At 55.1% G+C, this 13,616-nt stretch carries 10 protein-coding genes; 5 read left to right on the plus strand and 5 right to left on the minus strand.

Annotated elements, in window-relative coordinates:
- Positions 1-163: 163 nt before the first annotated feature.
- The 4 genes from nagZ to IEY46_RS29315 form a co-directional block, all read right to left on the minus strand.
- Complete coding sequence (nagZ, locus tag IEY46_RS29300; RefSeq protein WP_229750620.1) at positions 164-1,480, minus strand: beta-N-acetylhexosaminidase; 1,317 nt, start codon at positions 1,478-1,480, stop codon at positions 164-166.
- Between the two features lie 266 nt (positions 1,481-1,746).
- Positions 1,747-2,574: an alpha/beta hydrolase family protein gene (locus IEY46_RS29305; protein WP_188997825.1), complete on the minus strand. Its 828-nt coding sequence runs from the start codon at positions 2,572-2,574 to the stop codon at positions 1,747-1,749.
- 115 nt (positions 2,575-2,689) lie between these two features.
- Complete coding sequence (locus IEY46_RS29310; RefSeq protein WP_188997826.1) at positions 2,690-3,400, minus strand: class I SAM-dependent methyltransferase; 711 nt, start codon at positions 3,398-3,400, stop codon at positions 2,690-2,692.
- Positions 3,401-3,540: 140 nt separating this feature from the next.
- Entirely contained in the window at positions 3,541-4,299 is a 759-nt protein-coding gene (locus IEY46_RS29315; RefSeq protein WP_188997828.1) for a molybdenum cofactor guanylyltransferase, read from the minus strand.
- A gap of 177 nt (positions 4,300-4,476) precedes the next feature.
- On the opposite strand from IEY46_RS29315, the gene rocD reads away from it, so the two are divergent.
- On the plus strand, positions 4,477-5,703 hold the full coding sequence (gene rocD / locus IEY46_RS29320; protein ID WP_188997829.1) for an ornithine--oxo-acid transaminase: 1,227 nt from the start codon (positions 4,477-4,479) through the stop codon (positions 5,701-5,703).
- A 250-nt stretch (positions 5,704-5,953) separates the two neighbouring features.
- On the opposite strand, the gene IEY46_RS29325 is transcribed toward rocD, so the two are convergent.
- Positions 5,954-7,930: a glycoside hydrolase family 127 protein gene (locus tag IEY46_RS29325; RefSeq protein WP_188997831.1), complete on the minus strand. Its 1,977-nt coding sequence runs from the start codon at positions 7,928-7,930 to the stop codon at positions 5,954-5,956.
- A gap of 168 nt (positions 7,931-8,098) precedes the next feature.
- Between IEY46_RS29325 and IEY46_RS29330 the strand changes: the two genes are divergently transcribed.
- The 4 genes from IEY46_RS29330 (at position 8,099) to IEY46_RS29345 (ending at position 13,414) form a co-directional block, all read left to right on the plus strand.
- The gene (locus IEY46_RS29330; protein WP_188997833.1) at positions 8,099-8,959 is read left to right on the plus strand and encodes a helix-turn-helix transcriptional regulator; all 861 of its coding nucleotides are present in this window, start codon (positions 8,099-8,101) and stop codon (positions 8,957-8,959) included.
- A gap of 172 nt (positions 8,960-9,131) precedes the next feature.
- A complete protein-coding gene (locus IEY46_RS29335) occupies positions 9,132-9,632 on the plus strand; it encodes a MarR family winged helix-turn-helix transcriptional regulator (RefSeq protein ID WP_188997834.1) in 501 nt (166 codons plus the stop codon).
- Between the two features lie 3 nt (positions 9,633-9,635).
- A complete protein-coding gene (locus IEY46_RS29340) occupies positions 9,636-11,360 on the plus strand; it encodes an ABC transporter ATP-binding protein (protein WP_188997836.1) in 1,725 nt (574 codons plus the stop codon).
- Positions 11,357-13,414 (plus strand): ABC transporter ATP-binding protein, encoded by a 2,058-nt coding sequence (locus IEY46_RS29345; RefSeq protein ID WP_188997837.1) that lies wholly within the window; start codon positions 11,357-11,359, stop codon positions 13,412-13,414. The genes IEY46_RS29340 and IEY46_RS29345 overlap by 4 nt, the downstream gene beginning before the upstream one ends.
- Positions 13,415-13,616 lie beyond the last annotated feature (202 nt).

The following is a 13,616-nucleotide window of genomic DNA, read 5'->3' on the forward strand; positions in this document are numbered from 1 at the left end:
TTTCACAAATGCCCGAATAGGACGACCATTCTATATCCGAAAGACCGCTTCTTCAGGAGCATTTGGCAACGCTGCAAAGCATGCCAAAAAAACCTCCCTTCTGGCTAAGAAAGGAGGCCGTTTCAGCTTTACGTTAATTGCGGCGTTACAGCCCCGGATGCTCCTAAGGAGACGCAACTGTCCGATCGATTGCGTTATTAAGCTCTGTCAGGTCAGGGTTAGGGGTTTCGCCCTCGTCCGTCAGCTTGTATTTGTCCTTCAGCGCCAGGACCCGCATGACGCTTTCATCGATCCGCTCCTGGGTGATCTCGCCCTTGTCCAGGCTTTTCTTCAGGGCTTGAATGATGCTTGTGACATTCTCATATCCATGCGCCACCAGAAGGATATCGCTGCCGGCCTTCACGCTCCTGACAGCAGCTTCGCCCATCCCGTAGTGCTTCGCAATCGCCCCCATCGTCAGATCGTCCGTAATCACCACGCCCTTGAAGCCAAGCATTCCCCGGAGCTCGTCCGTAATAACCGTCTTGGATAAGGAAGCAGGATAGTCCGCGTCCAGCTTGGGAAAGAGAATATGCGCCACCATGACCGCATCCGCCCCTTGCTTGACCGCCTCCCGGAAGGGCAGCCACTCCAGAGCCTGCAGCTCCTTCAGGCTTTTGTTCACAACCGGGAGCTCCAGATGAGAATCAACGGAAGTATCGCCATGACCGGGAAAATGCTTCACCACCGGAATAACACCGGTCGTGCGCATGCCGTTCATCACTTCCATACCCGTCCGGGTAACAAGCTCCGCCGTTGTTCCATACGAGCGGTCTCCGATTACAGGGTTGCCGGGATTGCTGTTAATATCCAATACGGGAGCATAATCCATGTTGATGCCCATCACACGGCAGGCTTCCCCCAGAAAAGCCCCGATTCGGGCGGCATAATCCGGTTTGTCCGCTTCTCCCACCCTGCTTGCTGCCGGGATCTTGCTAAGCCCGGGAAGACGGCTGACCCGCCCTCCCTCCTCATCCACTGAGATGAACAGCGGTGCGCTATTGGCCCGGTTCCATGATTTCAGCGTGTTGACGTAACCGGTCACGCCCTCGGGATCGGTCAGATTATTTTTGTAAAAAATAATGCCTCCGACATGCTCCTCCGAAATCATCCGCCGCGTTTTGTCATTGGCGCTTGTCCCCTCAACCCCGGCAATAATCAATTGCCCCAGCTTCTCCGAAAGGGGCATTGCCTTTAGTTGAAGCTCTAACTTGCCCGGGCTGGCCTCCTGCTGATTGCCCGAGCCATTACTGCCGTTGTCTGGAGCAGCTCCGCTCCCCTCATTTGGCGGCTGCCCTGAAGAGTTCCCTGCATTCGGGTCCGGCTGCTGTTCCACAGCCCCGGGAGGCCCGGCTTCCTGGCCGGGCTGCTTGTTCGCGCAACCAGCCGCAAGGAAGCAAATGCACAGGATAACGGCTGCCCGTGCCACTTGTAATTTCATGACTGTCCTTCCTTTCTTGTTGGATATCCTGTTGACGTTCTATCCTATTAGTCTGACCTATTCTCCGCTGCTTATAAGCACCCTAAGCCTGGCCTTCCGCCAAATAGCAATGCCAGTTGCTAGGAAGGGTCTGCTGCGGGAGCTTGGCTTCACTGCCGGAAACGACCCGCCCGGCATAAGCGCACAGCCATCGGTTGAATCAGAAAGAGAAGTCCTTCAACCATGATGGATTGAAGGGCTTCTCTTGGGTTCCTTCCGCTTTATCGCTAAATCGTCCAGAGGCTCCAGTCATTTCGGCGTTTGCCGATAACATCGATCCAACGGAGCGTCACATCGAACAGGTGCTCGCGGGCGGCCTTCGAAGAGAAGGTATGATCGGCCTGCAAGATGACCTCTTTATCGCAATTGCCTTCCTTGCGCAGCCAGAACATTTTCTGATAAAGAAAGCAGTAATCGACCGGGACGACCTCATCAGCTGTGCCGTGGACGACAAGCACGTCCCCGTTATAGCCGCGGAGCTCGGTGAGAGGCTGGAACTGCGCCAGCGAATCGGTGAAGCGCCTGGTCAGCTCATAATGCATATAATCGCTTTTTCCAGTGCTTTCAATCTCCTCGATGATGCGGGTACCTACGATATTGCGGATATCCATAAAAGGATGCGCAACGGCGCCCCATAGAACCAGAGACCTCACCCTGGCGTCGCGCGCCGCTGTGAGTACCGCAACCGCGCCGCCGAGACTGTGGCCGATCAAGATAATGCGGTCCGGATCCACCAGATCAAGCCCATAGCCATAATCGATTACCGTTCGGGTCTGCTCAATCAGATCCTCCAGGCTCCCGCTGCCGTATTCGCCTGTGCTTTCCCCGCAGCCGCCGTAATCGAAACGCAGCACCAGATAGCCGTTATCCTTCAATCGTTCTGCCGCTTCCACAAAAAGCCGGTCGGTCCCCATCCGGTTCCCGATAAAGCCATGGCATATAATAATCAGCGGAAATTTATCGGCCGCATTGCTTTCTTCCCGGTCGAGCACCGGGTACTGCAAAACGCCGGATAACAACAGGCTGCCGCTCTTGATGGTGATGGGATGATTCATGGGTTCCACCGTCCTAATCCAATAATTCCTACCTTTATACTTTGAATTAAGATTAACATGATCATGCTTGCCCGTCAATCTTGATTTTAGCATCTCCTTTGCCGCCTGCGCTTATTTATTCGCCGATTGCCGGACTTGCGCCAGCCTTCCGCCCTGTCAGAACAGCGAAATGATACTTTTTGTACAGGCAGTCGACATCCGCGAACCCCGCTTCGGCCAACCAGCCCAGTTGTGCTTCCACCGTCGCATATTTGTCGAGCTTCATCCGCTCAAGCGCCAGCTCCAGATTAGCCTGTGACAAACCTTCGGCAAGCACCCCCGCTCTCCACGTTTGCTCGTAATAGCGGTGAATTGCCGGAGTTGCGCCCAATACCTGATCGGCATTGATAAAGATTCCCCCTTCTTCAAGCAGCGAGTAAGCCTTGGCATAAATCGCCCGCTTGGCCTCATCTTCTAAATGGTGGATGGAAAGCGATGAAATAATGAGATCAAATTTCCCGTCAAAGTCATACGCGCAGTAATCGGCAGCGATATAGCTGACTTGCGTCAGATGGCTGAATCTGATTCTTGCCGCATCGAGCATGCTGGAGGAGAGATCGGCAAGCGTCAGGTCGGCATAGGGGTATCTGTCCATCAAATAAGCCGAAAACAAGCCTGTGCCCGCTCCTAAATCAAGAATCCGGGGTGTGGAGCTCCGAGCTGAAGCATAAGCGGCCGGAATGCCATAAAAATCGTCGAAGCCGGGAATCAGCATCCTTCTCTGCTGATCATACTGGGCGGCGATGGCATCGAACTTCATTTTAACTTCGTTACTGTCTTTGTTCATTATCGAAACCTCCCTTACTTCTGATCCCACTATACGATATGCCACCATTATTCATCCAATATATAGATGCTATTTGAATAATAGTTTATGCCTATCAAAGATCCGTACACTCTTCTATCCGCCATTTCTTGGCGAAGCCGTTAATCCCCGGAAAGAAATTGCCGATAAATCTCGGGCGTATTCAGATTCACGTAAGCGGCTGCTTCTTCCTCAGTGAGACTGACAGTTACAGACCGTAGCCGCTCCAGCATATGCATCACCCGAAAATCCCCCCGCTCCAGCTGCTGCTGGATGACCCGCGCAGCATCCGTATGGTATAGCGCATGGAAAGGCTGGCCGGCAGTTAGAATCGCATCCACTGGCTGATTGGCCTGGGCGGCGGCGGCCATCCTCAGGAGCAGTGGTATGGAAAGAACAGGCATATCGCAAGCCATTACAAAAGCATACCCTTCCTCCGGTGCGGCGGACAATGCCGCATGCAATCCCGCCAGAGGTCCGCATTCCGGATAACTATCCTGAGTGAAGGAAATCCCCAGCTCCTCCGGGCCGCTGACGGACTCGGGCCAGTCTCGGCCGGCAATGTCCTCCGCGAGAAGGGCAGGGTCAGTAAAAGAGGGGGCCGCTTGCAGACCAGCACCCGAAACAATGCGGATATTCCCGACTTGAAGCCGCTCCCGCAGAGCAGACAGGTAACGCTTCTCCTGCTCTCCGTCGCGAACGGCCAGTATAAGGCTGTGGATACCTGCAGCCCGCATCTGCCCGATAATCCGCAGTAGAAGCGGCTGGCCCCCCAGATCAAGCATCGCCTTGTCGGTTCCCATCCGCAGGCTTCGCCCTCCGGCCAGAATAATCCCCTGCCGGATCTGTGCCGCTCGCGTGTCCTCATTCCGACGTTCCATTCCATAACCTCCCAAATTGCCCTATTATGCAAGAATTGTACGGGAAAGTCCTGGACAGAACAAGAGAGGCTTGAGAATGAGAGGGCTCGCCCTGGAGGCAAAGCCTCGCGGAATAGAGGTGAAATGGAGGGGAGAATAACGCTTGCAGGGCATATGCTTTAGCAGGAGGCGATGATCATGACGGATTCACCTCATTCATCCAAGGATGTGCAGCGGCCGCCCCATGAGACGATAGAACGGGCGGAGCGGTTCAGCGCCGGGAATTACCACCCGCTTCCTGTGGTAGCGGCCCATGCCCAAGGGGTGTGGGTAACCGATGCCGTAGGTATCCGCTATATGGATATGCTGAGTGCTTATTCGGCGCTCAATGCCGGACACCGGCATCCCCGCCTCATCCACGCGCTCAAAGAGCAGGCCGACAGACTGACGCTCACCTCGCGCGCCTATCATAATGAACCGTTTGCCGCTCTTGGCGAGCGGCTCGCAGCCTATACAGGCAAGCCAATTTCGCTGCTGATGAATACAGGCGCCGAAGCGGTCGAAACGGCGCTAAAAGCGGTCAGGCGCTGGGCATACCGGACAAAAGGAATTCCCTTCGGCGAGGCGGAAGTTATCGTCTGTGAAGGCAATTTCCACGGCCGCACAATCACCCTCACCTCCTTCTCCTCGACGGAGGAATACAAGGCGGACTTCGGCCCGTTCACACCGGGATTCATTACGATTCCCTATGGGGATGCAGCAGCCCTGGCGCAGGCGATCACACCCCGAACGGCGGCGTTTCTCGTGGAACCGGTCCAGGGGGAAGCGGGCATCCGCATCCCGCAAGCAGGTTATCTCAAGCAGGTCCGCGAGCTGTGCAGCAGCCATCAGGTGATGTTCATCGCCGATGAAATTCAGACCGGCTTCGGTCGCACTGGCAGAAGGTTTGCCTGCGACTGGGAGCAGACGGAGCCGGACCTGTATGTGCTCGGCAAGGCGCTGGGCGGCGGCATTCTGCCCATCTCGGCGGTGGCAGGCGGCCCCGAGACGCTGGGCCTGTTCGAGCCGGGCTCCCACGGGTCCACCTTCGGCGGCAATCCGCTGGCCTGCGCGGTTGCGCTGGAAGCGCTGGCCGTTACGGAAGACGAGCGGCTGGCCGAACGTTCGGAGCGGCTTGGAGCATGGCTGCTTGAGCGGCTGCAGGCAATCGCGCATCCGCATATCCGGGAAGTGCGCGGCCGCGGCCTGCTCATCGGCATGGAGCTTGCGGTCGCGGCCAGACCGTACTGCGAGCGCCTGATGCAGCTCGGGCTGCTGTGCAAGGAAACGCACACGCATACGATCCGCTTCGCCCCGCCGCTCATTATCAGCGAGGAGGAGCTGGAACTGGCTCCCAGGTTGGTGGAGGAAGCTTTCCGCGTATAGTCGCCGGCAAGCAGATACTGGATGCTTGTCATGGATAGGGAATGCCCTACTTATCTCCTACCCTGTCTGCTCTAACACTTGAATGCTCAGGGCGAACAGGCTGAAGCATCAAAAAACCTCCTATCCCGCAGCAGATGCGAGATAGGAGGTTTCAACATTAATGGACAGAAGCCTGTTTCAAGATATTCTGTCATAAGGCGCTGCCGCAATGCCTTACCATCACCAGGCGCAATCAGGAAATGATTGTTGCTTACCCCTGCCCCTCAGTCGTGCGGATCCACACCGTCATCTCGCCCTGGCCGCGATTGCCCCACAGATAGTAGGGTACAGCGGTCAGGCGGACATTCTTCACCTGTGGCAGAGAATCCAGCGGCCGGTAGGGAGCATCCTCCCAGGCAGCCCCATCTTCCGCCTGCCCTTTGCTTTCCAAGACCACCGCTCCGCCCAGCAGTTCCGCCTCATAACGCGCGTCAAGCTCCGCATCGCGGGCAATGGTTACGGCTGTCAGTGGACTGCCATTATCCGCCTGTTCCAGACAGTACACGATCGGACCGCGCTGAATAGCCGCTTTTCCCGCATTGGCCCGGATTTCTGGCTTGGCTCCAATCAATCGCGCCTCAAGGCCAAGCTTCCATTCCACCTCGTCGCCTTCCGCCCAATTTCGCGTAACCGCCGCGTACCCATGCTGCATCTCATAAGTGACTGCCGAACCATTGATGCTGAGCGCGGCCTCCCCATTGCACCAGTCCGGAATCCGCAGAGCGAGCGTGAATTCGCTTGCCGCAGCGGGCGGAAATACCTTGAATCGGACCGTTCCTTCCCATGGCAGGCGTGACTCCTGCGTAAGCTTCACGGTACCGCATGCCAGATCCAGCTGTGCCTCGCTTCCTATAAACAAATGCGTATACACGGTATTGGTTTGTTCCGAAACCGTATAAATATAGTCATTTAAGGAAGCGAGCAGCCGGGCTACATTTGGCGGGCAGCAGGAGCAGCCAAACCACTTCTGGCGAACCGCCTTCACATGATGCCTGCCCGGATTCTTCTGCGACGCCTCCGGCCATACCTCCAGCGGATTTACATAGAAATAATGCTTGCCGTCCCGGGACATGCTGCCGATCACATTATTATAGAGCGCCCGTTCCAGTACATCGGCATACTCGCTCCTGGGCTCCAGCAGCAGCATCCGGTTAGCGAAGAAAATAAGCCCGATCGAAGCGCAGGTTTCCGCATACACCGTATCATTGGGCAAGTCATAATCAAAGGAGAACGCTTCTCCATGATGGGTGGAACCGATCCCGCCCGTAATATACATCTGCCTGGCCGTCGTATTATGCCATAGCCGGCGGCAAGCCTCCAGCAGCGGTCCATCGCCGGCCAGCCTGGCAAGATCCGCCATCGCGGTATACATGTACACCGCCCGGACGGCATGCCCTACCGCAGCGGTTTGCAGGCGTACGGGTTCATGCGCCTGCCAATAAGACAGGTCCGATGCCGCTGTCTTTTTTTGCGCCCAATAGCTGAATCTTCCCCGCTTCTCCCATTCCTCCGTGAAGAAGCTGGGCTGCTCGCCTCTCGCATCAATAAAGAAACAACTCAAACGCAAATACCGCTCTTCCCCCGTGACGCGGTACAGCTTGACAAGCGCAAGCTCAATTTCCTGATGCCCGTCATAGCCGCGAATTTGGCCCGGCCCGGGTCCAAATACGGAATCAATATAATCGGCGAACCGGCACATGACCTCAAGCAGCTTTCGTTTGCCCGTCCCTTCATAATAGGCCACGGCCGCTTCCATCATATGTCCCGCGCAGTACAGCTCATGCGCCTCTTGAAGGTTTGTCCACTCCTTGCCCGGTTCCTTGAGCGTAAAGTATGTGTTCAAATATCCGTCTTCCCGCTGGGCAGCCGCAATCAGATCAATCACTTCATCAGCAGTTTGTTCAAGCCCGGGGTCGGGATGGCTTGCCAGGGAATAGCCGACCGCCTCCAGCCATTTGGCCACATCGCTGTCCTGAAATATCATCCCGCCGAACTCGCCCTCGGCAAGTCCCGCTGCAATCCGGAAGTTCTGAATAGCATAGCTGGGGGAAGCATCCGCGATCCGGTCGTTCAGCGCATCCCACTGATAGGGGATCACCGTATCCCTCACCAAATTCATATAGAAGTCCCAGAAATCATCCCGAATGCGGACCGCGGGCTTGTCTTTCGCCTGTGATGAAAGCTCCATTTGCTTCCTCCTTATTTTAGCGTCGTTCTTGTTTCATTAGCGCCCTCGCTGCAAAACATCAAGATTTGATTCTCTTACTTAATCAGTTTATTCTTTAAATTAGCAGCAGACTATAAATAAACTGACCCTGTTTTTATAAATTTCAACACAAGGAATGGAGTGGAACCGATGGACAGGCAGAGCCGCTTGATCCGTATGGAAATACCCCCCATCCCCTATTTCATGACGGTTGGATTGAGCCGTTTTGCGCCGGGGGATCAGCACCCGAGCCGCCGGAATCTGGGTGTATTCGATCTGCTCTGGGTCGTGAAGGGCCAGCTGTTCATCGGGGAGGAAGACCGGCACTTTGAACTTTCCGAGGGGCGGACACTGCTGCTGCTTCCGGACCGCTACCATTATGCGGTGAAGCCTTGTGAAGAGGAGACGGTCTTCTATTGGATTCATTTCAACTTCATTGGGCAATGGGAAATCAGAGAAGAAATTGCCGATCCGGTTCATCCCCCGCGGCAGCCGTGGATGAGCGCTTATACGATGCAGGTCCCCCAGGCTGCAGAACTGCCGAATTTCACTTTGGCGGTGCGGCAGCTCGTGAAGCTGATGGAGCTTGCCGCGGAGAATCGGGCCAGCTCCTTCTGGAAGGAGCAGCAGTTGTTCATGGAGCTGCTTCGTCTGCTGGAAGAAGGCAGCGGAAGCCGGAGCGCCTCTCCCGCCATGAAGCTTGCCGAGAACACCGAGGCCTATATTAAACAATATTATCAGGCGGATTTGAAGAACGAGACGTTGTCCGAGGCGCTTCATTTTCACCCCAATTACATTGTCCGGTGCATGAAAGAAATCTATCACTGCACGCCTATGGAATATTTGCTGGAATACCGGTTGGAGCAGGCGAAGCTGCTGATGATGAAGACCGAACGATCCATCGCTCAGATAGCCGAGGAAGTCGGCTTCCGCCACGCTCCTTATTTCTCCAGCTGCTTCAAGCGTTATTGCGGCCTTTCACCGCTGCAATTCCGCAAGCAGTTCCTGTAGCGGCCTCTTGCCGAAAGATCGCTCCCCGGCATGGCGTCAAAACCCCTCTTTGAAGGATAAAAATGGCTTGACGCAATTACTTCACCTACATATAATTAGGTTAGCTAAGCAAATTATAATTCCCGGTTGATTGCAAACGAACCGGGCCATTACGAGGAGGGGATACATCCTAATGCCGAAGGAACACAGCCTTCCCAGTGAGTTATTTCGTGTTCTTCGACAAATCCGTCATTTGAATTGGAAAGGCCAAAAGCCGATTGAAGGCTGTACGCAAAGCGAGTCTGTCATGTTATTTATTATCAACAGAATGGGGAAGGTGGAACCGGCCGGCATGAAAGCATCCGAGCTCAGCCAGCTTCTTAAGGTCACTTCTCCTACAGTAACGCAATCAGTTAATGTACTCGAAGCCAGAGGCCTGCTGGAGCGCAGCCCCGACCCGGGAGACAGGCGTGTGGTGAGAATCAAGCTGACTGAAGAGGGCCTGCGGCAGACTCAATTATCAGTAGCCTCCATGTTTGAAGGTTTTCAGGAACTGATTAGCCATATCGGTGAAGAACGCATTCAACAGCTTATTGAACTGCTCGATGATATATTCGAGTATTCCAATGGCTACTCCGCCCCATCCTTTTGCCAGGAGTTCAAGCCAAACTTACCGAATGAAGGTGAAACGTAAGCAATGATGAAGCTATTGCGGTTTTTGAAGCCTTATCGTACCCCGGTTATTTTCGTGTTGATCCTCGTGCTGCTCCAATCCCTTTCCGATCTTTATCTGCCGACGCTGATGGCGGATATTGTGGACAAAGGCGTCGTCACCGGGGATACGCCCTATATTTGGAAAATCGGCGGCGTTATGATGGTGATCGCCCTGCTCGGGGCAGTCTGCTCCGTCGGTGCGAGCTATCTCTCCGCCAAGGCATCGGGCGGCTTCGGCAAGGACGTACGCAGCCGCGTCTTCTCGCATGTCTCGCAATTTTCCCTGAACGAATTCGACAAGATCGGAACGGCTTCCCTGATCACCCGCACGACTAATGATATTACGCAGGTGCAGCAGGTGTTAATGATGATGATGCGGGTTATGGTCATGGCCCCGATGATGTGCTTCGGCGGCATCATCATGGCCATGTACAAAGATATGACATTGTCCCTGGTTATCATCGCTATTGTGCCGATTCTGGCCCTGCTGATCTTCGTAATCGTCCGCAAAGGCATTCCGCTTTTCCGCGCCATGCAGCTGAAGCTCGATAAGCTCAATCTCGTGCTGCGCGAGAACCTGACCGGTATTCGCGTCATCCGTTCCTTCAACCGCGTCGGTCATGAACAGAAGCGTTTCAATGCAGCCAACCTCGACTTGACCGATACAGCCATACGGGTCAACCGGATTATGGCCTCGCTGATGCCGGTCATGATGCTGATGATGAATATCGCCAGCGTCGCCCTCATCTGGTTCGGCGGCCTGCGAATCGACAGCAATCATATGGAGGTCGGCGATCTGATCGCTTTTATCCAATATGCCTTCCAGATTATGTTCTCGCTCATGTTCGCTTCCATGATGTTCGTCATGATCCCGCGCGCATCGGCATCGGCTGTTCGTATCAATGAAGTGCTCGACATGCAGCCGGACATTAACGATCCCGTTGTTCCCAAGCAGCCGTCAGCTGCGGGTCTGGTTGAATTCGATAATGTGACGTTCCATTACCCGGGAGCGGAGATGCCAGCCGTATCCAATATCAGCTTTACAGCGGGTCCCGGGGAAATAACCGCCATTATCGGAGGAACCGGATCCGGCAAATCGACGCTGATCAATCTTATTCCCAGATTCTATGATCTGACGGACGGACAAATCCGTATCGGCGGAATCGATATCCGCGACCTTACGCAGGAGCAGCTGCGGGCCGGGATCGGTCTTGTTCCGCAGAAATCCGTGCTGTTCACCGGCACCATTGCGGAGAATATCCGTTATGGCAAGGAGGACGCGACGGAAGAAGAAGTGCGCCATGCCGCAGAAATTGCCCAGGCCAGCGACTTTGTATCCAAGATGCAGGAAGGCTTCGAGTCTCCGATAGCCCAAGGCGGTACGAATGTGTCCGGCGGACAGAAACAGCGGCTTTCCATTGCCCGCGCCCTCGTCCGCAAGCCGTCGATTTACCTGTTCGATGACAGCTTCTCGGCCCTGGACTTCAAGACCGATGCCAAGCTGCGCGAGGCGCTGCGTCCGGCGACAACGGAAGCAACGGTCATTATTGTTGCCCAGCGGGTCAGCACCGTCATGGATGCGGACCGCATCATTGTGCTGGAGGACGGCAAGGTAGCCGGTATCGGCAGCCATCGCGAGCTGCTGCAGAGCAATGAGATTTACCGCGAGATCGTGACGTCGCAGCTGTCGGAGGAGGAAATCGCATGAGTGAAGCAAGAGGACCACAAGGTCCAGCAGGCGGAGCCGGTCAGAAGCCCGGCGGACCGGCACCCGGCAATTTCGGCTTCGGCCCGGGCCGCGGCGGCCCAGGCGGGATGGGCATGCCCGTCCAGAAGGCCAAGGATTTCAAGGGTACCCTCCGCCGCCTCACCGGCTATCTGAGACCGCATCGGTTTGCACTCCTGATCGTACTGATTACAGCCGTGCTCAGCACGGTCTTCTCCATCCTCGGTCCGAAGATCATGGGTAAGGCGACAACCGAGCTTTTTGCAGGCGTGATGGGCAGGATAAATGGCGTTGAAGGGGCCAAGATTGACTTCACCTATATTGGAGATATCCTGCTGGTGCTGATTGGTCTCTATATTATCAGCTCGCTGTTCAGTTACATCCAGCAGTACGTGATGGCAGGCGTGGCACAGAAGACGGTTTACGACCTGCGCAAGGACGTGAACGAGAAGCTGGCCAGACTGCCACTGAAATTTTTCGACTCGCGGACGCATGGGGAAATTCTCAGCCGCGCAGTCAATGATGTCGACAACATCAGCAACACGCTGCAGCAAAGCCTGACGCAGCTGATTACGTCCGTCGTCACCCTGGTCGGCGTCATCGTGATGATGTTGACGATCAGTCCGATTATGACCTTGATTACCATCGTTACGCTGCCACTGAGCTTTCTGGCAATCAAGATGATCGCCAAACGCTCTCAGCAGTATTTCAAAGGCCAGCAGAAATCGCTGGGCGAGCTTAATGGCCATGTTGAGGAAATGTACACCGGCCATCCGATCGTCAAGGCATTCGGTCATGAAAAGAAATCCATGCAGCATTTCACGAAAGTCAACGACGAGCTGTATGCGTCCGGTTGGCGGGCGCAGTTCATCTCCGGCATTATCATGCCCATCATGGGCTTTATCGGCAACATCGGCTATGTGCTGGTCAGCGTCGCCGGCGGCATCTTCGTTCTGCGCAATGCGATTACGATCGGGGATGTGCAGGCCTTTATCTCGTACTCCCGGCAATTTACAATGCCGATCACCCAGACTGCGCAAATCGCCAATATTATTCAATCGACGATTGCTTCGGCTGAACGGGTTTTTGAGCTGCTGGACGAGGTAGAGGAAGTGCCGGAAGCCGAAGATGCGGTGAAGATCGCCCGCAGGCAGCGTGACGGGGAAGCAGAAGCTCCCGAAGCCGGGAAGGGGATTGCGGCAGTCGCCAGCTCCAGGCAGCAGCCCGCCAAAGTGGAGCTGGACAAAACTTCTGTCAGCAAAAACAGGGTGATCGCCCTGCCCAAAGGCGACGTCAGCTTCAATCATGTGAAATTCGGCTATAAGGAAGATACGCCGCTGATTGAAGATATGGATATTCACGTACATTCCGGCCAGACAATCGCCATTGTCGGTCCGACAGGCGCCGGCAAAACGACGCTGATCAATCTGCTGATGCGTTTCTATGAGCTCAGCGGCGGCAGCATCACCATTGATGGCGTGGACATTACCCGCTTCCAAAGGGGCGACCTGCGCAGCCTGTTCGGAATGGTACTGCAGGACACATGGCTGTTTAACGGAACCATCCGCGACAACATCGCTTACGGACGCGAAGACGCAACCGAAGAGGATGTCGTGGAAGCGGCGCGTGCAGCGTATGCGGATCATTTTATCCGCACATTGCCTGAAGGCTACGATACCGAACTGAACGAGGAAGCCTCGAATATTTCACAGGGTCAGAAGCAGCTTCTGACGATCGCCCGGGCGATTCTGGCCGATCCGGCCATCCTGATACTTGATGAGGCGACCAGCAGCGTCGATACGCGGACAGAGATTCAGATCCAGCGCGCTATGAACGAGCTGATGCAGGGCCGCACCAGCTTCGTCATTGCGCACCGGCTGTCCACGATCCGGGATGCCGACTTGATTCTAGTCATGAATCACGGCACCGTGATTGAGCAAGGCACGCATGAAGAGCTGCTCCAGGCAGGCGGCTTCTATGCCGACCTGTACGAAAGCCAGTTCAGCGGCCGCAAGCCGCAGCGTGAAGTGGTTTAGAAGGCACAGCTGCCAAGGTGGCGCTGCGCTTGATATTAATCCCTAATCTTATAAACAGCCCGTACAGTGTGCCGAATGATTCGGTGCTGTCCGGGCTGTTTCTTTTAGAGGGTATTCGGATTATTGTGTAGAAAAACAAGATTACTTATTATTGGCCGCATAGTCGTAAATCAGATTATTGTGTAGAATCCCCTTCAGAGGT

The sequence above is a fragment of the Paenibacillus nasutitermitis genome, assembly GCF_014641075.1.
GTDB lineage: Bacteria > Bacillota > Bacilli > Paenibacillales > Paenibacillaceae > Paenibacillus_Z > Paenibacillus_Z nasutitermitis.